Annotated in this window: 19 protein-coding genes; 11 read left to right on the top strand and 8 right to left on the bottom strand. The window is 67.1% G+C overall.

The genetic code is table 11. From position 1 onward, the window contains the following. Window positions 1-81: 81 nt before the first annotated feature. The gene (locus tag A7D17_RS06970; protein ID WP_064508437.1) at window positions 82-372 is read right to left on the bottom strand and encodes a DUF2782 domain-containing protein; all 291 of its coding nucleotides are present in this window, start codon (window positions 370-372) and stop codon (window positions 82-84) included. A 77-nt stretch (window positions 373-449) separates the two neighbouring features. Between A7D17_RS06970 and polA the strand changes: the two genes are divergently transcribed. Then, entirely contained in the window at window positions 450-3,251 is a 2,802-nt protein-coding gene (gene polA, locus A7D17_RS06965; protein WP_064508436.1) for a DNA polymerase I, read from the top strand. Window positions 3,252-3,903: 652 nt separating this feature from the next. Here the strand turns inward: polA and hemF are convergent. The 4 genes from hemF to A7D17_RS06945 all read right to left on the bottom strand — a co-directional run bounded on the left by hemF (window position 3,904) and on the right by A7D17_RS06945 (window position 9,525). Further along, the gene (gene hemF / locus A7D17_RS06960) at window positions 3,904-4,803 is read right to left on the bottom strand and encodes an oxygen-dependent coproporphyrinogen oxidase (RefSeq protein WP_064508435.1); all 900 of its coding nucleotides are present in this window, start codon (window positions 4,801-4,803) and stop codon (window positions 3,904-3,906) included. A gap of 702 nt (window positions 4,804-5,505) precedes the next feature. Next, the gene (locus tag A7D17_RS06955) at window positions 5,506-6,066 is read right to left on the bottom strand and encodes a hypothetical protein (protein WP_064508434.1); all 561 of its coding nucleotides are present in this window, start codon (window positions 6,064-6,066) and stop codon (window positions 5,506-5,508) included. Beyond that, window positions 6,063-6,779, bottom strand: coding sequence for a hypothetical protein (locus A7D17_RS06950; RefSeq protein ID WP_064508433.1), 717 nt, complete (start codon window positions 6,777-6,779; stop codon window positions 6,063-6,065). The genes A7D17_RS06955 and A7D17_RS06950 overlap by 4 nt, the downstream gene beginning before the upstream one ends. A gap of 379 nt (window positions 6,780-7,158) precedes the next feature. Then, window positions 7,159-9,525, bottom strand: a complete 2,367-nt coding sequence (locus A7D17_RS06945; protein WP_064508485.1) for a S9 family peptidase — start codon at window positions 9,523-9,525, stop codon at window positions 7,159-7,161. Between the two features lie 1,007 nt (window positions 9,526-10,532). Here A7D17_RS06945 and A7D17_RS06935 point away from each other — a divergent pair. After that, complete coding sequence (locus A7D17_RS06935) at window positions 10,533-11,876, top strand: AMP-binding protein (RefSeq protein WP_064508431.1); 1,344 nt, start codon at window positions 10,533-10,535, stop codon at window positions 11,874-11,876. Window positions 11,877-11,923: 47 nt separating this feature from the next. Here the strand turns inward: A7D17_RS06935 and A7D17_RS06930 are convergent, their stop codons facing one another. The 3 genes from A7D17_RS06930 to A7D17_RS06920 form a co-directional block, all read right to left on the bottom strand. Beyond that, entirely contained in the window at window positions 11,924-12,268 is a 345-nt protein-coding gene (locus tag A7D17_RS06930) for a hypothetical protein (protein ID WP_064508430.1), read from the bottom strand. A gap of 205 nt (window positions 12,269-12,473) precedes the next feature. Next, a complete protein-coding gene (locus tag A7D17_RS06925; protein WP_064508429.1) occupies window positions 12,474-13,481 on the bottom strand; it encodes a chorismate transformation FkbO/Hyg5 family protein in 1,008 nt (335 codons plus the stop codon). After that, window positions 13,478-14,848 (bottom strand): NAD(P)/FAD-dependent oxidoreductase, encoded by a 1,371-nt coding sequence (locus tag A7D17_RS06920; RefSeq protein WP_064508428.1) that lies wholly within the window; start codon window positions 14,846-14,848, stop codon window positions 13,478-13,480. The genes A7D17_RS06925 and A7D17_RS06920 overlap by 4 nt, the downstream gene beginning before the upstream one ends. A gap of 264 nt (window positions 14,849-15,112) precedes the next feature. Here A7D17_RS06920 and xanC point away from each other — a divergent pair, with 264 nt between their 5' ends. From xanC to fabG, 9 genes are all read left to right on the top strand, one after another. Then, on the top strand, window positions 15,113-15,382 hold the full coding sequence (gene xanC, locus A7D17_RS06915; RefSeq protein ID WP_005914783.1) for a xanthomonadin biosynthesis acyl carrier protein XanC: 270 nt from the start codon (window positions 15,113-15,115) through the stop codon (window positions 15,380-15,382). A 37-nt stretch (window positions 15,383-15,419) separates the two neighbouring features. Beyond that, on the top strand, window positions 15,420-16,103 hold the full coding sequence (locus tag A7D17_RS06910) for a COG4648 family protein (RefSeq protein WP_161946531.1): 684 nt from the start codon (window positions 15,420-15,422) through the stop codon (window positions 16,101-16,103). 54 nt (window positions 16,104-16,157) lie between these two features. Further along, on the top strand, window positions 16,158-16,907 hold the full coding sequence (locus A7D17_RS06905; RefSeq protein WP_064508426.1) for a lysophospholipid acyltransferase family protein: 750 nt from the start codon (window positions 16,158-16,160) through the stop codon (window positions 16,905-16,907). An 11-nt stretch (window positions 16,908-16,918) separates the two neighbouring features. Continuing rightward, window positions 16,919-17,206 carry an ApeI family dehydratase gene (locus tag A7D17_RS06900; RefSeq protein ID WP_064508425.1) on the top strand — a complete coding sequence of 96 codons (288 nt, stop codon included), beginning with the start codon at window positions 16,919-16,921 and terminating at the stop codon, window positions 17,204-17,206. After that, entirely contained in the window at window positions 17,203-18,177 is a 975-nt protein-coding gene (locus tag A7D17_RS06895; RefSeq protein WP_064508424.1) for a lysophospholipid acyltransferase family protein, read from the top strand. Before A7D17_RS06900 ends, A7D17_RS06895 begins: the two co-directional genes overlap by 4 nt. Then, window positions 18,101-18,748, top strand: a complete 648-nt coding sequence (locus A7D17_RS06890) for a LolA-related protein (RefSeq protein ID WP_064508423.1) — start codon at window positions 18,101-18,103, stop codon at window positions 18,746-18,748. Before A7D17_RS06895 ends, A7D17_RS06890 begins: the two co-directional genes overlap by 77 nt. 135 nt (window positions 18,749-18,883) lie before the next feature. Continuing rightward, the gene (locus A7D17_RS06885) at window positions 18,884-21,250 is read left to right on the top strand and encodes an MMPL family transporter (RefSeq protein WP_064508484.1); all 2,367 of its coding nucleotides are present in this window, start codon (window positions 18,884-18,886) and stop codon (window positions 21,248-21,250) included. Then, window positions 21,237-21,674: a hotdog family protein gene (locus A7D17_RS06880; protein WP_064508422.1), complete on the top strand. Its 438-nt coding sequence runs from the start codon at window positions 21,237-21,239 to the stop codon at window positions 21,672-21,674. Before A7D17_RS06885 ends, A7D17_RS06880 begins: the two co-directional genes overlap by 14 nt. A 370-nt stretch (window positions 21,675-22,044) precedes the next feature. Beyond that, a complete protein-coding gene (gene fabG / locus A7D17_RS06870; RefSeq protein WP_064508483.1) occupies window positions 22,045-22,782 on the top strand; it encodes a 3-oxoacyl-ACP reductase FabG in 738 nt (245 codons plus the stop codon). Window positions 22,783-22,791: the final 9 nt, after the last annotated feature.

Here is a 22,791-nt window from a genome sequence, read left to right as displayed (position 1 = left end):
GATCGTGCGTGCAAAGCCGCTGTGCTTACGCTCTACGATTCCCGATTCCCGATTCCCGATTCCCGAATCCCGAATCCCGAATCACCAGCTATACAGCTGCCAATACACCTTGTTGACCTTGTCCTTCTCCGCGTCGGTGTGCCCGTCGTGGTCGCGGTCGTACAGGAAATACGGCGTGCCGCGTGCCGGCGTGACCCGCACCATTTCCAGCTGACCGTTGACGCGGTATTCGTCCACCTTGTCGCCATTGCCCATGGTCTTGCTGGTGACATCGGCACCGGCCGGGATCCCGTCGCCGCCAGCGCCGCCGGAGGTGGTGGCACAGCCGCCAAGCAGCAGCAGCGGCAACAGCAAAAGTCGTGCTCTCTTCATCGTGATGGTCCGTGTGAGGTCGCCGCCGAGTATGCGCTGGCCGGGTGTGGCGTGGGCGTGCAGCGTAGAATCACTGCATGAGCAGATTAGTCCTGATCGACGGGTCCAGTTACCTGTATCGCGCGTTCCACGCGCTTCCGCCGCTGACCAATGCCCAGGGCGAGCCCACTGGCGCCTTGTTCGGCGTGGTCAACATGCTGCGCGCCACCTTGAAGGAGCGCCCGGCCTACGTCGCGTTCGTGGTGGATGCGCCCGGCAAGACATTCCGTGATGACTTGTATGCCGACTACAAGGCCAATCGTCCGTCGATGCCCGACGACCTGCGCGCGCAGGTGCAGCCGATGTGCGACATCGTGCATGCGCTGGGTATCGACATCCTGCGCATCGATGGCGTGGAAGCCGACGATGTGATCGGCACGCTGGCCCTGCAGGCCGCCGCCGATGGTCTGAGCGTGACCATCTCCACCGGCGACAAGGACTTTGCCCAGCTGGTCCGCCCGGGCATCGAACTGGTCAACACCATGAGCGGCAGCCGCATGGATTCGGACGAGGCGGTGATCGCCAAGTTCGGCGTGCGCCCCGACCAGATCGTCGACCTGCTGGCGCTGATGGGCGACACCGTGGACAACGTGCCCGGCGTGGAGAAGTGCGGCCCCAAGACCGCCGCCAAATGGCTGGCCGAATACGACTCCCTCGATGGGGTGATCGCCAACGCTGACAAGATCAAGGGCAAGATCGGCGACAACCTGCGCGCCGCGCTGCCGCGGCTGCCGCTCAACCGCGAACTGGTCACCATCAAGACCGACGTGACCCTGGCCAGCGGCCCGCGCGCGCTGGACCTGCGCGAGCCCAACGCCGAAACGCTGGCGGTGCTGTACGCACGCTACGGCTTCACCCAGGCGCTGCGCGAGCTCGGCGGTGCAGCTGCCCAGGCCGGCCTGCTGACCGAGCCGATGCCGTTGGGAGCCGCCGCAGCCAGCGCCCGCACCGAACCCGGCCGCGCGCGCGGCACCGGCTTCGTGTCCGGCCCGGCCAGCGCCCCGGTGGACCTGGACCCCGCGTTGTCGGCGCCCGGCCAGTACGAGACCATCCTGACCCAGCAACAGCTCGACAGCTGGATCGCGCGCCTGCGCGCCGCCGACCAGTTCGCCTTCGATACCGAAACCGACAGCCTGGACCCGCTGCAGGCCGACCTGATCGGCCTGAGCGTGGCCGCCGAGCCCGGCCAGGCGGCGTACCTGCCGTTCGGCCACAACTTCCCCGGCGCCCCGGCCCAGCTCGACCGTGCCCAGGCGCTGGCGCAGCTGGCGCCGTTGCTCACCGACCCTGCGGTGCGCAAGCTCGGCCAGCACGGCAAGTACGACCTGCACGTGATGCGCCGCCACGGCATCGCCCTGGCCGGCTACAGCGACGACACCCTGCTGGAGAGCTTCGTGCTCAATTCCGGCAGCGCCCGCCACGACATGGACAGCCTGGCCAAGCGCTACCTGGGCTACGACACGGTCAAGTACGAGGACGTCTGCGGCAAGGGCGCCAAGCAGATCCCGTTCGCCCAGATCAGCCTGGACGACGCCACCCGCTACGCCGCCGAAGATGCCGACATCACCCTGCGCCTGCACCAGGTGCTCGGCCCCAGGCTGGCGGCCGAGCCGGGCCTGGAGCAGGTCTACCGCGACATCGAGATGCCGCTGGTGGAAGTACTGGCACGCATCGAAGCCAACGGCGTGTGCGTGGACGCGGCCGAACTGCGCCGCCAGAGCGCGGACCTGTCCAAGCGCATGCTTGCCGCCCAGCAGAAGGCCACCGAGCTGGCCGGGCGCAGCTTCAACCTGGACTCGCCCAAGCAGCTGCAGGCGCTGCTGTTCGACGAGCTCAAGCTGCCCGCCGTGGTCAAGACGCCCAAGGGCCAGCCTTCGACCAACGAAGAGGCGCTGGAAGCCATCGCCGACCAGCACGAGCTGCCGCGGGTGATCCTGGAATACCGCGGCCTGACCAAGCTGCGCAGCACCTACACCGACAAGCTGCCGGAAATGATCCACCCGCAGTCCGGGCGCGTGCACACCAGCTACCACCAGGCCGGCGCGGCCACCGGGCGGCTGTCCTCGTCCGATCCGAACCTGCAGAACATCCCGATCCGCACCGAAGACGGCCGCCGCATCCGCCGCGCCTTCGTCGCCCCGGCCGGGCGCAAGCTGATCGCCTGCGATTACTCGCAGATCGAACTGCGCATCATGGCCCACCTGTCCGGCGACCCCGGCCTGGTCGGTGCGTTCGAGTCCGGCGCCGACGTGCACCGCGCCACCGCCGCCGAGGTGTTCGGCCGCACCATCGATACTGTCAGCGCTGACGAGCGCCGCGCCGCCAAGGCGATCAACTTCGGCCTGATGTACGGCATGAGCGCGTTTGGCCTTGCCCGCCAGCTCGGCATCGGCCGCGGCGAGGCGCAGGACTACATCGCGCTGTACTTCAGCCGTTACCCGGGCGTACGCGACTTCATGGAAACCACCCGTCAGCAGGCACGTGACAAGGGCTACGTGGAGACGGTGTTCGGCCGCCGGCTGTATCTGGACTTCATCAACGCCGGCAGCCAGGGCCAGCGTGCCGGCGCCGAGCGCGCCGCCATCAACGCACCGATGCAGGGCACCGCAGCCGACATCATCAAGCGCGCCATGGTCAGCGTGGACGGCTGGATCGCCGACCACGCGCAACGCGCGAAGATGATCCTCCAGGTGCACGATGAACTGGTGTTTGAAGCCGAGACCGATTTCGTCGACACGCTGCTGAGCGAAGTCACCGCGCGCATGGCGGCTGCCGCCGAGTTGCGTGTGCCACTGGTGGTGGATTCGGGCATTGGCGATAACTGGGATGAGGCGCACTGACGCAGCCGCGCGCGCTGATATGCTGAATGCGCAGACCAGCTATACGACACGCGGACATAATCCGAATTCAGCTGATTTGAGGGAATGAATAACCGCTAAATTCTACATTTTTTTAACAGTTATCTTCACGATCCATCAATGTAGAAAATGGTGTTATATCCCTCGACGGGCGCAACGCCTGTCGGTAGATCTCTCCCATCCCCTGGAGCAGATCTCGGAGCGGAAACTCCTCCCCAAGTTTCCGTTCCCTGGCCCCGCCGACCTCCCCCTGGTCTGCGGGGCTTTTTTATTGCGCGCGTTTCAAGATTTTCAGGGCGTATTGCGCAACGCAGCACGGCGCTCCCGATGCTACTCGCCGCAATTAATCACAAATTTAAATGGGCGTTATTCATTCGCTCAATCAACACAGCGTTTCATTTTCCCAATTCAGGTTTAACTGACTACGGATGTAGAAACGGCGGATCGTGATTGACCATTACCAGTCAGCAAGTCGATAGCTGCCACAGCGATAACGCGTGCCCATCTCCCGCGCGACGCTAGATAGCGCGCCGTCGTGATGCGTCAGGGGCCGAAGCGCGCGCACCGGCCAGCCTGCCTGGCGCGGGCGGCTGGCCGCACCGCGCAGCAATTCGCCCAGGTGCGCGCGACCGATTCAGCCAAGCCAGTCGCGCGGAACCAGATAGTCCAGCAGGCGTGCCTCGGCGCTGCCGGGCTCGGCGGTGTAGCCGTATTCCCAGCGCACCCGTGGCGGCAGGCTCATCAGGATGCTCTCGGCGCGCCCGCCGCTCTGCAGCCCGAACAGGGTGCCGCGGTCGTAGACCAGGTTGAACTCCACGTAGCGCCCGCGGCGGTACAGCTGAAACTCGCGCTCGCGTTCGCCAAAGGGCTCGTCCTTGCGGCGCTGCACGAGCGGCATGTAGGCATCCAGGAAGCCGTTGCCCACCGCCTGCTGGTACGCAAAGTCGCGCTCGAAGTCCTGGCCCAGGTCGTCGAAGAACAGTCCCCCGACGCCGCGGGTTTCGTTGCGGTGGCGCAGGAAGAAGTATTCGTCGCACCAGCGCTTGTGCGCGGCGTAGCGTTCTTCGCCGAACGGGGCGCACAGTGTCTGTGCGGTGCGGTGCCAGTGCTGCACGTCCTCATCCACCGGGTAGAACGGCGTGAGATCGAAGCCGCCGCCGAACCACGCGGCTACCACCTCGCCATCGCGCTCGGCGCGGAAGTAACGCACGTTCATATGCGTGGTCGGCACATGCGGGTTGTGCGGATGGAACACCAGCGACACCCCGCAGGCGCGCCAGGTGGCGCCGGCAAGCTCGGGCCGGTGGGCACTGGCCGAGGGCGGCAGGCGGGTGCCGGAGACGTCGGAAAACCCGATGCCGGCCTGCTCGAACACCGCGCCATCGCGCAGGATGCGGGTGCGCCCACCACCGCCTTCCTCGCGCTGCCACAGGTCTTCGGAGAAGCGCGCTCGTCCATCGGCGGCTTCCACCGCGGCGCAGATACGGTCCTGCAGATCGGTCAGATAATCGCGTACACGGTCGAATTCGTTCATGACCCAATTCTAAGCCGTGCACCGCAGCGGGTGCGTCCACCCGCACGCGCCAGTTTGTCGCAGGACGATGCGTGGCCTGCTCGGTACGCTGGTCTGGACAGGCTTGATTGACACGGGAGAGGAGGATCAAGACGTAATTGCGGCAGATGCTCGGCCAGCATCCACCAGCCGTGCAAAGGCGCAGCGACACGCCATCGCCACGACCACCGGGGCTTTTCGCACACCAGCGATCAAGGTTCTGGTGCGCGCATTGCAAGGCATGTGCTCGGCCGGCATCTGCCAGCCAGGCAAGACGCAGCGACCCGCCGTCGCCGCGACCAGCGGGCTTTCCGCACGCCATCGATCAACGTAGGTGTCCGCTCTTTGCAGGCACGTGCTTGGCCAGCACCGCCAGCCGGACAAGATGCAGCGAAACGCCATTGCCACGACTATCGGGCTTTTCGCACACCGGCGATCAAGCTGCGGGTGTGCCCTCGGCGCGAGCCGGCGGTGGCACGGATGCCAGCACGGAGCCGCCATCCGACGCATGGACAGCCGGCTGCGCAGACGGCCGGTGCACTACATGCGCGGCTTGCCAGTGTGAGCGGTCCAGGCAGACGCAGGTCGAGACAGCAGGACCGTTCCAACAGCGGAAGGATCACGCCAGAGCCAAGGACCGGCGACGCGGGCTGCTGCGTGCTTGCCGGCATGCTGCCGGTTCGATCAATGGAACTCGGCGCGCACCGTCGGCGTGCACAGCCGCCAGGCCAGTGCCGCGTGCACGCCTCCGATCGCCAGCGCACCCAGCCCGGTAAGGACCAGCGCCATCTGCCGGGTGGCTTGCAGGCGCGCCTGCATCTGCGGCCAGTCGGGGCTGTTGGACAGGTCGGCCGGCAGCATCGCCTGCACGCCGTCGAACAGCGGCCCGATCACTGCAAGCCCGCCGAAGTTCAGCAGCCCGGTGGCGAGCAGCACCACCACGAAACCGATCCGCGCCCATTCGCGGCGCTGCAGCAACGCCCAGCTCAGCCAGGTAAATACCACCGAGAGCACCACGCCCAGCACCGACAGCGACATCGCGTGGTCGATCAGCCATTGCCAGGAGTGCGGCATGCGCATGCCGGCAGGCAGCGCAAGCGCGGTGGCATCGGGGACCGCCACCAGCACCACGACCTGGAACAGATTGGTCAGCGCACTGACCACGCCCAGCAGCAGCGACACCCAGGCCAGCGGCGTCACGAACCCGCCGCGTGGCTGCAACGATGTGCGCAGTGACGCGTTCATTGCAGCGAGGCAATATGGGCCGCCACCGCCGCCTGCCCGGGCGGGTCCAGCGCGGGCTGCAGCTGTGCATACCAGCCGGGCAGGGCCTGCGCCGGCAGGCATTCGCGCAGCAACGGCGTGCTGCGTTCCAGGAAAGCTTCCAGGAACGGCAGGCCGCGCACATAGAGAAAATGACTGTCGGTGATCGACATGCCGGCATAGGCCTCGCGCAGCCATTCCAGATGCGGAAGGGCATGCGCGCCATGGCCGGCGCGGGTCAGCGCGGTCAGGAAGCTGGTACGCGCGGTGGCCGGGGAGGTCGCGCGTTCCTGCGCATTGAGATCGTCGAAGGTCAGCAGCCACTGCTCACCGCGTGCGATCTCGTTGCACATCACCGCTGTCGTGGCCAACTGCAACGCGTTGTGCGCGGTGGGCTCCAGTTCGTACAGCGCCAGCCAATGCGGATAGGCCTCGCGGTAACGATCCAGTGCGCTCAGCGACAACGCGCACAGCCGTTGTGCGTCGGCCCCTGCCTGCAGCTGCGCCTGCGCCGCGTTGTAGGCGCCAACGTGGTCGCCACGCTGGAATGCGGCCAGTGCAGGCTGCAGGGCCGGGTCGATATCGACCGCCGTCCCTGCGTTCTCTTCGACAGCGGCGCACGCCACGGTGGGCTCGGTGCGCGGCGTCTGCGCCGCGGCGGTCTTGCGTCCAAACAAACGGTCCCACAGGCCCATCGCGTCTCCTCGTGTGCGCCACAGCGTCGTTGGTCATCGCCACCACGCCCGCGGCGCGCCGGGCATGCGGCAGGCCGGTGCAGCGCGGCGCAAACGCAGCATCGCGCTGCCGATCCTGGCGCCAAGCTTAGAGCCACTGGCGTACGGACAGGTGAGCGCATGGCAACAAGACGGTGGCGTGACACTCGCGGCCGGCCTGTACCTCTGCGCGGGCCACGCTTGCCCGGACAAACGAAGGCAGTGCTGGTCCAAGCGGTTCGATACCTGCCTGGCCTGTATGGCAGGCGTGGTTTCTTGCGTACATGGCCGCGGCTGCAGACGCGACGGCGCGTTCCTTCAGCGCCCGCTGCGCCCATCTCGTAATGGGCGCAGCATCCGGTTAGCGCTGCGGCTTCACCTGTTGGTTGAACAGCTTGAGGATGCGCTTGTACTCGTCCAGCCACGCGTCGGCGCGGGTAAAGCCGTGGCGTTCCAGCGGATAGGGCGCCACCTGCCAGTTGTCCTTGTGCAACTCGATCAGCTTCTGCGTCATGTCCACCGAGTCCTTGAAGAACACGTTGTCGTCGATCATGCCGTGGGCGATCAGCAGATGGTCCTGCAGCCCGTCGGCGTAGTTGATCGGCGAGGAGGTCTTGTAGGCCTGCGGGTCGAGCTCGGGAGTATTGAGGATGTTGGAGGTGTACTCGTGGTTGTACTGCATCCAGTCGCCCACCGGCCGCAGCGCCGCGCCGGCCTTGAAGGTGCCGGGACTGCGGAACAGCGCCATGTAGGTCATGAAACCGCCGTAGGAACCACCATAGATGCCGGCGCGATTGCGATCGCCCTGCTTGGTGGCCACCAGCCAGTCCAGGCCGTCCAGGTAGTCTTCCAGCTCCGGGTGGCCCATGTTGCGGTAGATCGCGGTGCGCCAGTCGCGGCCGTAGCCTTCGGAGGCGCGATAATCCAGATCCAGCACGATGTAGCCCTGCTGCACCAGCAGGTTGTGGAACATCTGCTCGCGGAAATACGGTGTGTAGCGCTGCGAAACGTTCTGCAGGTAGCCGGCGCCATGCACGAACATCACGACCGGATACTGCTTGCCCGGCTCGGGCGTCTGCGGGCCGTAATACTTGCCCCAGACCGTGCCGGCGCCGTGTTTGGACGGCACCTGCACGTACTGCGGTGCGATCCACGTCTGCGCCTTGAAGGCCGGCGTGCGCGTGTCGGTGAGCACCGTGGCCTGGCCGCCGGCGGCCGGTACCACCGCCAGTTGCGGTGGCAGATACGCGCCGGAGTAACGCACCAACAGCTGCTGCCCGTTCGGCGACAGGCTGAAGCCTTCCACGCCATTCAAGGCGGTCACCTCGGTGAGCTGATCGGTGCGCAGGTCGAGCTTGCACACCTCGTAGTCGCCCGGCCACTTCTGGTTGCACAGGAAGTACATGCCGCTGCCATCGGCATTGGGCACCGGCATCGACACTTCCCACTTGCCACGCGTGCGCTGGCGCGGCTTGCCGTTGCCGTCGATCGTGTACAGCTGTGAGTAGCCGGACTCTTCGGACAGCAGCCACAGCGTGCGGTTGTCGGGCAACCAGCCGAAATCGTTGAAGTCCCAGTTGATCCAGGCGCCATCGCTCAGCCGATGACGCGGCTGCAGCTTGGCCGCGTCCAGGTCCACGCTGGCGATCCAGCGGTCCTTGTTGTCGGTGGCGCGGATTTCCACCGCCACGTTGCGGCCGTCGTCGCTCCAGTGCACCGCCGGACCACTGCCATCGCCATCGCTTTCCACCCGCACCGCGCGGTTGCCCTTGAGCGCATCGCGCTTGGCGGCCTTGCGCAGGCTGGCCAGCGGATCGGTGGCGATGCCCGGCAGCGCGTCGAACGACAGCTGCCGCGCGCTGCCGCCGGTGACGTCCACCAGCCACAGCGCGTGCGCGACCGGCGCGTTGCGACCCACGCGGGTACGCACTTCCTGGAATTCCTCGTAACCGGATTCAGTGACGTACTTGGGCATCTTGCCGGCCTGGCCCTCTTCGGCATTCTTGGCCTGGGTGACCACCAGCAGGTGGCGGCCGTCCGGCGACAAGGCGCTGTCGACGATCTCGACCTCATCGCCCAGATACACCGGCGCGGCGGCGCGGGTGGCATCGGCACGGCGCCAGGCGTCTTCCTGGGTGCGCAGCGCATCGCGTTGTTCGCGGTCGCGCCGCAGCGTTGCCAGCGTGGCCAGTTGCTGCTCGCGCAACGTATCGGCCTTGGGCGCGGCATTGGGATCGCGCTCGGCCTTGACCACCGCAACCTGCGCGGTGCCGCCATCGGCGCGCCAGTGGTACCAGTTGTTGCCCGCACGCCAGATCGCACCGCCATCGCTGGCGAATTGCGGGCGCGATTCGACCTCGTTGCTGCGGGTCAGCTGGGTGAGCGCGCCCGAGCGCAGATCGCGCAGGAAGATGTCGCCGTTGCGCGCGAACAGCATGCGCTGGCGGGTGGCGTCATAGCTGGGGTTGGCGGCATCCAGGCCGGCACGCGCGGTATCGGCGACGCGTTCGGCGGCGGCACCGTCGATGCCCTGGCGGTAGGTGTCGCGCACCGGGCTGCCGTCGCGCTTGAGCAGGTATTGCACCTGTTTGCCGTCCCATTGCCACCACGCCTGCTCGACCGACGGCCCGATCCAGTCCGGATCGGCCATCACCTGTTCGATGGTGAGCGGTGCGGCGGACTGCGCATGCGCAGTGGCGGCCAGCAGCAGGAGGGACAATGGCAACAGTCTGGGCATCGGAGACAACGGGACGCAACGGAGAGCAGGCAAGCCTAGCAGTTCGCCCACGCGCGGGGCTTGGGCCACAGGTCATGCGTGGGCTGCGTGTGGCGATGGCATGCGGTGAGGTCAGCAAGACGAGCGCGACCATTGCGGGCACTCGCAGCGATAGACGCCACTGCGGTGGGCATGCTTCAGGACGTCGCGCAATGGCCTGCATCCGAGGATACCCAACGGTGCGAAAAGTGACTGCTTCAGCGTGGCCCGCCCGGCGCACGGCTGGCGATGTTGCATTGCACGCAATGCGCTGCGTTGCGCCAGACGATCGTCATTGGCGACACCGAAAAAAAGTCACAGGCCTGCAAGCGCGCATGGTGGCTGTCGACGGGCGGCTACCCTGCACGTGCCGCAGAAGTCCTGCGCGCGGCATGATGGACTGCGCAGTGATGATTCCCATTGCGAGAAGATGAAGCGCACGTGCAGAACCGGATCGCGTGCGCTGGTAGCAGGCGTCATCGACGCGACTGCTGCGAGGCTTCTGGAGACGTACCGCCGGTGCCAGGTGCGATATCAAACAGTCGTGCAATGCCGTTCTTCGCTGCCGTCCGCACTCACCGCGGTGGTGCCTGCACGGTCGGGCAGCCGCCCCGGCACGCGCGTTGGTGGGGATGCAAGTCGACATCGCAATCGGCCGCCAGGATGCCGGCATGCATCATTCCGGCAGACCGCCCAGTGCGCAGGCGCTGATTCATCGGCAGCGACGCTGGCGTCAACGCCGATTCCAATTCAAATTCAAATGCCAACGCTCATTCCAAACTATGCACGGCATGCGCTACCGGGCGAGGTTTGCCAGTGCGTCCTGCCCTGCGCGCCGCTGCCGTCCTGCGCTTGGATACCGCTCGCTCGGCCGCGATGCCTGCAGTGCAGCGTTACCGCACCAGCGACCGGGAAGCTCCCGACTTGCCAGCGGCCCGGGCGGCGGCCAAGCTAGCGCGCTTTTGCGATTGTCGATACACATGCCCAGCCTGCCTGCTTCTGCTGTTTCCCACCCCATGGCCGTCGGCGCGCCTGGCCGGCCGCTGGCGTGGCGCGCGGGGCAGTCGGTCGATCTGGCAACCTTCATCGCGCACGTGCACGGACTGGCGCAGCAGCTGCCCGACGGGCGTCATGCGGTGAATCTGTGCGAAGACCGCTACCGGTTCATGGTGGCCTTCTATGCCTGCGCGTTGCGCGGGCAGGTGTCGCTGCTACCGTCCTCGCGCGCGCCTGCCGTGGTCGGCGAGGTGCAGGCGCGGCACGCTGATGCTTATTGCCTGGGCGATCTGGCGCTGGAGCTGGCGCCGCCACGCTATTGGCAACTGCCCACCGAGCTGCCGCAAGCCGACGGCCCTATACCGCAATTGGCCGACGACGCCCTGGTGGCGATCGGCTTCACCTCCGGCAGTACCGGCAGCCCGCAACCCAATCCCAAGACCTGGGGCAGCTTCCTGACCAGCACCCGGCAGGACCTGGTTGCGCTGCAAAGCCTGTGGGCGCACACCGACGCGGTGCCGCACGTGGTGGCCACGGTGCCGCCGCAGCACATGTACGGCATGGAATTGTCGGTGCTGCTGCCGATGGTGACCACGCTGGCGGTACACGCTGGCCGGCCGTTCTTTCCGGACGATGTGGCACGCGCGTTAGCGGAGGTTCCGGAGCCACGCGTGCTGGTGACCACGCCCGTGCATCTGCGCGCGCTGGTCGAATCGGGCGTGGTGTTGCCGCCGCTGGTCGGCATCGTTTCGGCCACTGCACCGCTGGCGCAGGAGATCGCGGCGGCGGCCGAAGCGCGCTTTGGCGGCGAAGTCCGCGAGATGTTCGGCTCCACCGAAACCTGCGTATTTGCGGTGCGCCGCACTGCGCTGGAGGCCGCATGGACGCCGCTGCCGGGCGTACGCCTGGAAACCCAGGCTGCCGGCACGCTGGTCCATGCGCCGCATCTGGCCTCGCCGGTGTTGCTGGCCGACATGATGGACGTTGCAGAAGACGGCCGTTTCCAGGTGCGCGGGCGCCAGGCCGATCTGCTGGAAATCGCCGGCAAACGCGCCTCGTTGGCCGATCTCACCCGCCGCCTGCTCGCCATCCCCGGCGTGGTCGACGGCATCATGGTGCAACTGGCACCGGAGTCCGGGCAGGCCGTCGGCCGCATCGCCGCCCTGGTGGTCGCCCCGACCCTGGACGAGGCACAGATCCTCGCCGCCCTGCGCGTCAGCGTTGACCCGGTTTTCCTGCCACGCCGCCTGCGCAAGCTCGCGGTGCTGCCACGCAACGAAACCGGCAAGCTGCCGCGTGACCTGGTGCTGGGCCTGCTCAACGGCTGAGCATGCCACGCGCAGCTGCGCCGTGGCGCGCGCTTCCTGCGTGGCGGTCATCCAGGTGTTGGATGCGCGCAGAGATAGCGCGAAAACTGCGCCAGCAGATGGGTGCGTTGCAGCGCATCCAGCGTTGCTTCGACCGGACACGTCAGGCCATTGCGATCGGCGCAACGTGCTGCCGCCGTGTTGGCCGCGTCCAGGCGCGCGCGGTCGTGGGGTGTCAGCTGGCCTTCGAATGTTTCCTGTACAAAATCCAGATCGCCGGGCGTCATCGACCTGACCTGTCTGGATGGGCACGCGGTGTCGGTTTGCGTGGCCAGCGCCTCGAACGCCGGCCCGATGAACCGCCGTGGGCTGTTCGGTACAGCTGCCGCCAATACGATCGCAAGCAACAGCATGGTGGTCTCCGCACGCGCGCCGGGTCGAAGGCCAGCTTAAAAGCGGCGAGATGCCTGCGTTTGTCAGCCGATGGCCATGGCGGCGCGAGCGGAGCGGGCCACAGCGTCACCGGCCGGGGATGTGCGGGGTCGGGTGCCTGGCGCGTTGCGCCATGCCTCAGGACGAGCCTTACCGCGCCGCAGGCGGCAGCTGCGGCAACCGGGTTTAGCCATGCACCCCATCGATCTCCACCGCCAGCTCGTCGCGGCAGATCACCGCGTGCAGCAGCAGGCGCGGGACCGCATCGCCGAAGCGCGCATCCAGGGCGTGTGCGACCTTGGCCAGGTCGTCCTGCTCGCGCACATACACCTTCAGCCGGGTGCCGGCGCCGAACTGCGCGGGCAGTGCAGGGGCATGCGCACGTGCAGCACCGAGCAGCGCATCGAAATTGGCGAAGGTTTCTTCCAGCTGCGCCAGCAATTGGCCGGTATGCATCGAGGCATGCCCGACCACGGCGGCGGTGCCCGAGAGCAGCAGCGGCATGTCGCTGCCGGCCGGCGGCAGCATGGCGCGCGCAAAGCTCGGCGGCTGCGGGCCGTACTGACGCGGGTAGTGGTAGGCGCTGACCTGGCGTGGATTTTCCAGTGGGGTGCCGGCATCGGCGGCGGCCAGCCAGTAGATCTGGATGATGCGTTCGGCATCGCAGCGACCCACCGCGGTAGCGGCCGGTAGCTGCGCGGTATCGAACGCGCCCAGCCCACGTGCGCGACCCACGCAGAACTGCCGGTAACGCTCGCGATCGCCGCTGCCCAGGGTGATGGCATCCAGGTAGTTCCAGATGCGCAACAGGCGCGGCGTGTCGCTGCCGCTGACGAAGGCGGTGATCTCGGCATAGGCCTTGGCGGCGGCGTCTTCGATATCGACATCCTGCTCGTCGATTTCGATCACGCCGAACTGCAGGCGGCCGTCGCTGGACCAGGCGATGTTGCCATCGCGGCCGCTACGCACCGGCGCATCGGTACGCCACACTTCCAGCACCTCGGCCTGATACGGCTGCAGCGGCACACGCAGGTAGCGCGGGTCGTGCAGGCGTGGCGCAGTTGTGCCAAAGCCGAATACCGCCAGCACCTGCTGATCGGTCAGTAGCGCGGCCGGATCGGTCTGGTCGACATAATCGACCTGCAGGCGGGGGTGGCGCATGGGCTGCGCGGTGTGGGCCGGGGAAGCGGTCATTGACTGTCTCGTTGCAGGGTGTCGCCGTCAAAACCGAGCCTGGCCTGGCGTCGACGCAGGCGCCACGAGTGCCAGGCACGCGGCAGCATCGACAGCGTGGTGAGTGCATAAATGGCGCGAAATGCCCGCAGGCGCAGGCGGACCTTGGGGCTGTCGAACACATCGCCAGCCAGCATTGCCACCACCGCCTGCTCCAGTTGCCAGGTGTTCTGCGGTTGCGCGAACAGGGTGCGCATGGTCGGCGAGGTGAAGCGGTAGATGAACCATTTGAACTCGTCGATGCCGCGGTTGAGCTCACGCTGCAGGGTGCGCTGTAGCTTGGCTTCGTGCTGCGGCGCGCGCAGCGCCGCGTCCACCATGGCTGCGCCGCGTTCGGCACTGTGCATGGCCAGGAACACGCCGGAGGAGAACATCGGGTCGACGAAGGTATAGGCATCGCCCAGCATCAGCCAGCGCGGCCCGGCCATGCGCGTGCATTCGTAGGCGTAGTTGCCGGTGGCATGCACCGGCGCCACCCGCTCGGCATCGGCCATGCGCACGGTGACTTCGGGGTTGAGCGCCAGCGTGCGCATCAAGAACCCCGCGCTGTCGCCTTTGCGGGTCTTCATGTATTCCGGATAACAGACCGCGCCCACGCTCATGATGTCGTCGGGGAGCGGAATCAGCCACATCCAGCCATGCGCGTGTCGGTAGATGCTGATGTTGCCGGCATCCTCTCCCGGCCGCCGGGAGACGCCGCGGAAATGGCTGAACAGTGCTGCGGATTGGTGCTTGGCATTGGCGCGTTTGAGCTTGAGCCGGTTGCCCAGGAACGTGTCGCGGCCACTGGCATCGAGCAGGTAACGCGGACGGAATTGCTGGATCCGGCCGTCGGCCGTGCGCGCCTGTAGTAGCGGTTGGTCGCCGTCCAGATCCACCTGTTCGACGGTGACCTGCTCGCGTGCATCCACGCCGACTGCCCGCGCGCGCTTGAACAGCACCTCGTCGAACTGCGCACGCGGCACCTGGAAGGCGAAGTCGGCCTTGGCGTCGAGCGCGTGGGAAAAGCGAAACGTGTTGTAGCCGCCGGCGTCGTTGGGAAAATCCGCGCCGCGCTTGAGCACACCGATGCTGCGAACCTGATCCAGCACGCCCAGGCGCTCGAGGATCGGCATGTTCATCGGCAGTAGCGATTCGCCGATGTGAAAGCGCGGATGCTCTGCCTTCTCCAGCAGTGTCACCGTCCAGCCGAGCTCGGCCAGTACGATTGCCGCAGCGCAGCCAGCTGGTCCACCGCCAACGATCACTACGTCCGGACACTCCGGTCCAGGGGCCGGCCCGGCTGCCGGCGTGGCGGTCGGGATGGGGCGAACAACGGTGGAAGTCATCCTGAAACAAACCTGCAGCGGGCGAGCGTCATGCAGTCATGATAGCCTGTCCGGCGGCCCGGGCATCTGTCTGGCTGCCGAGATCACGCTTGACGACCACCGCAAGGACAGGGCGATCGCCAGATGCGCCGCGGGACGCGCTCGGACGCGACAGGTACGACCACGTACACTGCCGGCTCGATGCGCCGCTTGCACCATGCTTGGTTGCGCGCTGTCGATTGCCTGCTCCGACGCCTGCCCGACCCTCACCCTGGAACTTTCTGGATGTCCTCGCAAACCGCTGCCGAACGTGAACTGGCCGAACTCCTGGTCGAAAGCCTGAACCTGGAAGACGTCCAACCCGCCGACATCGATCCGGAGGCGCCGCTGTTCAACACCGGGCTGGGACTGGATTCGATCGATGCGCTGGAACTGGCGCTGGCGATCAGCAAGCGCTACGGCTTCCAGCTGCGCTCGGACAACGACGAGAACCGTCGCATCTTCGCGTCGCTGCGCGCATTGTCGGCGCATGTCCAAGCCAACAAGACCGTCTGAGGTTCCGACCGCTGCGGCCAGTGACCCGCCACCGTGGGTGCTGGGCGTGGGCGTGTTGCTGGCAGTGGCGTACTCGCCGCTGGCGCATTGGGCCAATGCCAGCCATCGCCCCGAACTGGCCGTCATCGCCGGCGCCACGTTGGTGCTGATGGTGTTGATCGAACCGTTGGTGGCGCGGCGGCCATGGGCCTGGGGCCTGGGCTTGCTGATCCTGGTCGGCCTGGGCGCGTTGTGGCACTCGCCGTACGCCATGCTGCTGCTGGCCGCACCGCCGGTGGTGTTCACCGGCTGGGTAGCGTGGTTTTTCGGGCGCAGCCTGCGACGCGGGCGCACGCCGCTGATCACCCGTATCGTCGAAGGGCTGTACCAGCAGGCCGGGATGCCGATCACGCCCGACCAGTACCGCTATACGCGCAGGCTCACCCTGGCCTGGGCGCTGCTGCTGTGCGGGTTGACCCTGGTCAATCTGGTGCTGGGGCTGTGCGCCGAACCCAGCGGCGTGCTGGCGCAGCTGGGCTATGCCTCGCCGTTGCCGATCAGCGATGCGCGCGCATCGTTATTCGCCAATTTGCTGGTGTATGGCGTGGTTGGCGGGTTCTTCATTGGGGAATATCTATTGCGCGGACGCTGGTTTCCCCAGCGTCCCTATCGTAATCTGCCCGACTTCATGCGGCAGATGGCGCGGCTCGGGCCGGCGTTCTGGCGCGATTTGCTACGCTGAGGGCGTGGCCTAAGGGCACCGACGTACGTGCGCAGTTTCGGGGACAAGACAAAAATGCCGTTGGCAAGGATGCCGTCGCGCCTGGCGTGGGCTGTGTTCAACCTGTTGCAGTTGGCGTTCACGCTGGTGTTCACCGCCGGCGGCATCGTCTATGCGCTGGTGTTGCTGGCGATCACCCGCGATGCCGATCGCCTGCTGCGCATGGGCAGCTGGATGTGGTCGCCGGTGCTGTTCCGCGGAGCGGGCGCCAAGGTGATCGTGGAGGGCCGCGAGCGGGTCGACTGGTCCAAAAATTACCTGTTCGTCAGCAACCACCAGTCGATCATCGACATCTGCGCGTTGTTCCATGCCTTGCCGGTGCCGCTACGCTTTTTGCTCAAGGAAGAAATGCTCAAGGTGCCGTTCGTGAACTGGTATGCGCGCGCCACCGGCATGCTGTTCCTGGATCGCGACAGCCGGCGGGCCGGGGCGATGGTGCGGCGGCAGGCTGCCGCGCTGCTGCGTGAGGGCAAACAGTTGTGTCTGTTTCCCGAAGGGACGCGCAGCCGCTCTGGCGCATTATTGCCATTCAAGGCCGGGCTACTGCAGGCCGCTATCGATGCTGGCGTGCAGGTGGTTCCTGTGGCGCTGGATGGCTGCGGCAAGGTGCTGCCGGTGGATGGTGTGTTCAGGGTGCGTCCCGGCATCATCCGCGTACGCATTGGCGAGCCGATCGCGGTGACCGGGCCGGATGCGCCGGATCGCCAACAACTGACCGAGCAGGCACACAAGGCCGTGGCTGCAATGCTTCAACCCAGGATCTGAGTTTCGCGCTTATGGATTTCGTCGTGCCGCATGATCATCCCTGCCTGCCCGGGCACTTCCCGGGTCGCCCCGTGGTGCCAGGCGTGGTCGTGCTCGACCATGTGCTGCAGGCCGTGGAAGCGCTGCATGGCCCGCGCGCCGCGGCACGGCTGCCGCAGGTGAAGTTCGTGCAGCCGTTGCTGCCCGGCCAGACCGCGTCGGTCACGCTGGAAGGCGACGGCCCGCGCTGGCGCTTTCGTGTGCAGCGTGCCGACCAGTTGCTGGTCAGTGGCGAACTGGTGGCGGAGGCGATGGCATGAGCAATCACTGGAAACAGCGTCCCGAAGGCGGCGGACGCTTCGCGCTGTGGCTGATCCGCGGCATCGCCCGCCACGCCGGGCGCGCGGTGGGACGTGCGCTGCTGTACCCGATCACGCTGTACTTCCTGCTGGTGCGTGCGCCCGAGCGCGCCGCCTCGCGGACCTACCTGGCGCGGGTGCTGGGCCGGAAGGCAACGCTGCGCGACGTGGCCCGGCATATCCACACCTTCGCCTCCACCATCCTGGACCGGGTGTACATGCTGTGCGGGCAGATGCAGCGCTTCCGCGTGGACATCACCGGCCTGGACCAGCTGCATACGCAGATGGATCGCGGCCGCGGCGTGCTGATCTTCGGTTCGCACCTGGGCAGTTTCGACGCGCTGCGCGTGCTGGCCACCGAGCGCCCGGACGTGCAGGTCAAGGTGGTGCTGGACAAGGCGCACAACCGCGCCATGACCGACCTGCTGGGCGCGCTGAACCCGCAGCTGGCCGCCAACATCATCGATGCCGGGATGGATGCGACCTCGATCGTCATGGCGATCAAGGAAGCGACCGACGCCGGTGCGCTGGTGGCGCTGCTGATCGACCGCCCGCGCGAAGGCGACCCGGCGCTGCCGGCGATGTTCCTGGGCCGCAACGCGATGTTCCCGACCTCGCCGTGGCTGATCGCCGCCGCGCTCAAGGTGCCGGTGGTGCTGGCGTTCGGCCTGTATCGCGGCGGTAACCACTACGAACTGGCATTCGAGACCTTCAGTGAAGGCCTGGACCTGCCGCGTCGCCAGCGCGCCCCGGTGCTGGCGGTACTCATGCGCGATTACGCTGCCAGGCTGGAACATTACACGCGCTACGCGCCGTACAACTGGTTCAACTTCTACGATTTCTGGAATACCCATCATGCCGATGCGCCGCACCCTGCCGTGGATGCTGATACTGCTGTTCAGCGCCGCACCGCTATGCGCCGCACCGCCTGAGACGTTGGATGTCGGCCAGGTGCTGCAGCGCCTGGCGCGCCCGGCCCCGGTCAGTACCGAGTTCGTCGAACTGCGTGGCTCGGCGCTGCTGAAGACGCCGCTGCGCGTGCAGGGCCATTACCGCCGCCCGGATGCGCAGACATTGGTGCGCGAGGTCAGCGCGCCGTATCACGAGACCACCACCTTGCAGGGCGATGAGGGCGTGCTGGAACGCGACGGCAAGCCGCCGCGCCGCTTCTCGTTGAGCCGCGTGCCCGAGCTGGCCGGATTGAAATCCGGCTTCGGCGCGTTGCTGGCCGGCGACCGCGTGCTGCTGGAACAGCAGTATCGCGTCAGTGGGCAGGGCCAGCCGCAGGCCTGGCAGCTGACGCTGCAGCCCAAGGACGCCGCGGTGGCCAAGCAGGTGCGCGAACTGCGTCTGTATGGCCGCAATGATGAGTTGCGGTGTATCGAGAGCGTACCTGCCAAGGGGGATGTGCAGCGCACGCTGCTGGCCGGCGCGGCCCGCGCGGCAGCCAGCGTGACCGATGTTGCAGCGCTGACGACGCTCTGCCGCGGTCCGGGCGCGTGACCGCGCGCGGGATGGTTGCGTCGCTCGTCTCCAGAAACATCACACCCGTCGCAGCCGAAAAGCGCACGATGCCGACGACGCCTGCTGCCGCGCGCCGGGCCAGTGGACGTTGCGCTGGCACAGCGAGGCGTGTCCATGGCGTTTAAGTTGACCGCAAACCGCCGCATCGGCCTGGCATTGCTGTGGCTGGCCTTGCTGGCGGTCGCTGGATTGTGGTTGAGCGAAACGCTCAAGGTCACCGGCGATCTGCGTAAATTCATGCCCGCCCCGCGCACGCCGGCGCAGAAACTCTTGATCGAAGAACTCGGCGAAGGCCCAGGATCGCGGCTGCTGCTGATGGCGTTGTCCAACAGCGACCCGGTCATCTTGGCCGAGCAGTCGCAGCAAGTGCAGAAAGCGCTGTCCGCACAACCGGACCTGTTCGAACTGGTTGGCAACGGTGGCAACGCCGGGCTGGAGGCGATCCCGGAACGCTTGCTGCCGTACCGCTACCTGCTCAGCGACAGCTTCGACACGACACGGCTGGACGCATCGACCCTGGAAGCGGCGCTGCAGGCACGCGTGCAGGACCTGGGCTCGCCGGCGGCGGCGCTGGTGGAGCCGCTGCTGCCACGCGACCCCACGCTGGAAGTGCTGCATCTGGCCGAGACCCTGCAACCGGCGGCCGCACCGCAGCTGCGCAACGAGGTGTGGTTCGATCGTGCCGGCAGCTCGGCCCTGCTGGTGGCGCAGACGCGTGCGGCCGGTTTCGATCCCACCGGGCAGCAGCTGGCCTACGACGCAGTGCAGGCGGCGTTTGCCAAGGTCACCCAAGGCAGCACCACGCGGCTGACACTCACCGGCCCGGGCGCGTTCGCGGTGGAAATCACCGCGCGCACGCAGGGCGAATCGCAGTGGATCGGCACGCTCGATACGGTGGGCCTGGTGCTGCTGCTGTTGATCGCCTACCGCAGCTGGAAGATCCCGGTCCTTGGCGTGTTGCCGCTGGCGAGCGCTGGCCTGGCCGGGTTGGCCGCGGTGGCGCTGCTGTTCGATGGCGTGCATGGCATCACCATTGCCTTTGGCTTCACCTTGATCGGGGTGGTGCAGGATTACCCGATCCACCTGTTCAGTCATCAACGCCCCGGTCTGGACCCACGCGACAACGCGCGGCATCTCTGGCCGACGCTGGCTACCGGCGTGGTATCCACCTGCATCGCGTATGTGACCTTCCTGTTCTCCGGAGTGGACGGCCTGCGCCAGCTGGCGGTGTTCACCATCGCCGGCCTGGCCACCGCTGCAGTCAGTACGCGCTGGCTGCTGCCGGCCTTGATCGACCCGGCCGCACGCGACTACGCCGATTCGCGGCTGCTGGCCACGCTGTGGCGCGGCATTGCGCGGCTGCCACGGCCACGCATCAGCCTGGCGGTGATGGCGGTGATCGGCATCGCGGTGATCGCGTTCGCGCCCGGCCAGTTCTGGCAGAACGATCTCTCCAAGCTCACGCCGGTGCCGCCGAAGGCGCTGGCCCAGGACACCCACCTGCGCCAGGAACTGGGTGCGCCGGATGTGCGCTACGTGCTTGCCGTGCCCGCGCCCAGCGACGAAGCCGCGCTGCAGGCCAGCGAGCAGTTGCGGCCGCGGCTGGACGCACTGGTGCGCGAAGGCGCGTTGACCGGCTACGACATGGCCGCGCGGTATCTGCCCAGTGCCCGGACCCAGCAGGCACGTCAGGCGGCGTTGCCGGATGCCGCCCAGGCGCGCGCCATGACCGAGCAGGCGGTAGCCACCACGCCGTTGCGCAGCGACGCGTTTGCGCCCTTCCTGCAGGATCTGGACACCGCCAAGCATGCCGCGCCGCTGCGGCCCAAAGACCTGGCCGGCTCGCCGCTGGCCACCTCGGTCGGCGGGCTCCTGCTGGGCCGCGGCGATCGCAGCACCGCGCTGGTGTCGTTGACCGGCCTGCGCGACCCGGCAGTACTGGCAGCGGCGGTGCGGGGCAGTGATGCGCAACTGCTGGACCTGAAGGACGCGTCCGAATCGCTGGTGGCCGCCTACCGTGGACGCGTGCTCGGCGCGCTGGTATTGGCCGCGTTGCTGCTGGCGGTGACGGTAGCGATCGCGCTGCGCAGCCCGCGCCGCATCGTGCGCGTGCTGCTGCCGATGGCGCTGACCACGGTGCTGATCCTGGCCATCCTGCGCGGCACCGGCGTGGAGCTCAATCTGTTCCACCTGATCGCGCTGATCCTGGCTGCCGGGCTTGGTCTGGACTACGCGCTGTTCTTCGATCATGCCGGCGACGATCACGCCGATCAGCTGCGCACGCTGCATGCCCTGATCGTGTGCAGCCTGATGACGCTGCTGGTGTTCGCCTTGCTGGCCGCCTCCAGCATTCCGGTGTTGCGCGCCATCGGCAGCACGGTGGCGCTGGGAGTGTTGTTCAATTTCATTCTGGCCTTGCTGGTGTCGCGCGAACCGGCGCTGGAACGCATGGCCAACGGAGAGCCGCATGCAGGGACGTGACGCGATTGCCGCCTTGATTCCGCACCAGGGCGCGATGTGCCTGTGGGAAGAGGTGGTGGAGTGGGATGCACAGCGCATCGTGCTGCGCAGCCGCGCGCACCGCGACCAGGCGCATCCGTTGCGCGCCGCCGGGCGCCTGCGCGCGCTGCATCTATGCGAATACGGGGCGCAGGCGATGGCCGTGCATGGCGGCTTGCTGGGCAGGGCCTCGGGCAAGCCGGTGCGCCCTGGCATGCTGGTGGCCTTGCGCGGCGTGGAGCTGCATGTGGCCTATCTGGAGCAGCTGCCCGAGGCGATCGTGTGCGAGGCGCAGGTGCTGATGCAGGGCGAGGACAGCCAGCAATACAGCTTCCGCCTGAGCCACGGCGAGCACCTGCTGGCCGAAGGCCGCGCCACGGTGATGCTGGGCGCGGCGCAGGCGTAATCCCATGCCTCATGCGTGAGCCGTGCTGCGCACGGACGCTGGCGCGCAGTCGGCATCCACGCGCAATGGGTTCTGCACGCACGTCCACATGGACCTGGTGTGCTGCCCCGTGGCGTCACGCGGATGCTGGTGCGCAACGCAGAGGTTGCGCTCGATGGTCAGGCCTCCGGCATCCTCAACTGGAACGGCACGCGCGACCGGAACGACCTGGGCAGGGCCTGCCCGTCGCAGCAGGACGCTGTTGCAGGAGTGGCCGCCTCGTCAGACGCGCAGCGCTCGCCGGGATGTGGCAAGGCTGTTCCGGCGGCAGCGGCGAATCGCTAGGATGACGGGCTCGCCGCTGCCGTTTGCGGCTTTCATCGAGGCATCCATGAGCACATCCCTTCCACAGCGTCGTGCGCTGGTGACCGGCGGCAGCGGCGATCTTGGCGGCGCCATCTGCCGTCAGCTGGCCGCGCAAGGCCGGCACGTGATTGTGCATGCCAACCGCAATCTGGCGCGTGCCGAAGACGTGGTGGCTGCGATTGTCGCCGACGGTGGCAGCGCAGAAGCGGTAGCCTTCGATGTGGCCGACGCGCAGGCAGCAACGGCTGCGCTGGAGGCCCTGCTGGACAGCGGCCCGATCCAGATCGTGGTCAATAACGCCGGCATCCACGACGACGCGCCGATGGCGGGCATGAACGCTGCCCAGTGGCATCGTGTCATCGATGTGTCGCTGCATGGGTTTTTCAATGTCACCCAGCCCTTGTTGCTGCCGATGGCGCGTATGCGCTGGGGCCGCATCGTGAGCGTGTCGTCGGTGGCGGCAGTGCTGGGCAACCGCGGGCAGACCAATTACGCCGCAGCCAAGGCGGCGCTGCACGGTGCCAGCAAGTCGCTATCACGCGAGATGGCCAGCCGCGGTATCGCAGTCAACGTGGTGGCGCCGGGTGTGATCGAAGGCGAGATGGTCGGCGAGAGCTTCGCCCCGGACGTCATCAAGCAACTGGTGCCGGCCGGACGCGTGGGCAAGCCCGAGGAAGTCGCTGCGCTGGTGGCGTTTCTGTGTTCGGAGTCCGCCGGTTACATCAATGGCCAGGTCATCGGCATCAATGGTGGGATGGGCTGAATATGTGCT

Source organism: Xanthomonas floridensis (assembly GCF_001642575.1).
Lineage (GTDB): Bacteria > Pseudomonadota > Gammaproteobacteria > Xanthomonadales > Xanthomonadaceae > Xanthomonas > Xanthomonas floridensis.
This window is presented reverse-complemented; position numbering and strand designations above follow the sequence as displayed.